Annotated in this window: 1 protein-coding gene; it reads right to left on the bottom strand. The window is 76.8% G+C overall.

The window, feature by feature from the left end; translation table 11 throughout:
- The coding region (locus tag G3I42_RS09005) for a glycosyltransferase (protein WP_164284100.1) at positions 1-734 on the bottom strand (734 nt) is incomplete at its 3' end.
- Between the last annotated feature and the right edge of the window lie 134 nt (positions 735-868).

Below are 868 nucleotides of genomic sequence, written 5' to 3'. Positions count from 1 at the left end.
GTGGTGCGGGCCAGGTGGAGGGTGCGGCGCAGGGCGGCGGGCGCGGGGCGGCGCAGCCAGGTGAACCACAGGGTGTTGCGCAGCCCGAGGACGCGCCGGCCGGTGCTGTCGCGCACCGCGGAGGGCGCGTGGTGCACCGTCAGCTCCGGGCTGTACGCGAGCCACCAGCCCGCGCGCTGGAGGTCGACGGCGAGCAGCTCCTCCTCGCCGCCCAGCCACAGACCCGGGTGGAAGCCGCCCGCCGCGGTGAACGCGTCACGGCGCAGCACGGTCGCCGCCGCGAGGAAGGAACCGAGCGCGGGGCCCGGCAGCCAGTCGGGCCCGGTGAGCGGCGAGTCGCGCAGCTCGGCGACGACCGGGTCCTCGGTGCCGCCGGGCTCCACGACGATGCGCGCGGTGACGGAGGCCAGGCCGGGGGCCGCGTCGAGCAGAGCCGCGGCGCGGCTCAGGGAGCCGGGTGCCCACCACGAGTCGTCGTCGCAGAAGGCGAGGTAGGGCGTGCGCGCCAGCCGGGCGGCGAGGTTGCGGGCCACCGCGCCGTGGTTGCGGCTCAGACGCAGCAGCCCCATCTCCGGGAAGCGCGCGGCGACAGCGTCCGCGCTGCCGTCCCGCGAGGCGTTGTCCGCGACGACCACCGGGGGCCGTTCCGGAAGTGCGCGCAACTTTTCCAGAGTGCGCAGGAGTTCGGGGCGGCGATTGTGCGTGATGACGAGCACGGTGACGGGGTGGCTCATCGCGAGACCTCCGTAGGGGGACCCGGAGCGGGACAGTGGCGCGCTGTGCCGCGCTCGACCTCCCGTACCGCGCGCTCGACGGCGGGCGGGAGCGGGGCGCGGTGGCGCAGCAGCGCGCGCGGGAGCCGGTCGAG

This window comes from Streptomyces sp. SID11385 (assembly GCF_010548245.1).
Taxonomy (GTDB): domain Bacteria; phylum Actinomycetota; class Actinomycetes; order Streptomycetales; family Streptomycetaceae; genus Streptomyces.
Note: the sequence above shows the minus strand (reverse complement) of the source record. Positions and strands in the feature narration are given on the sequence as shown.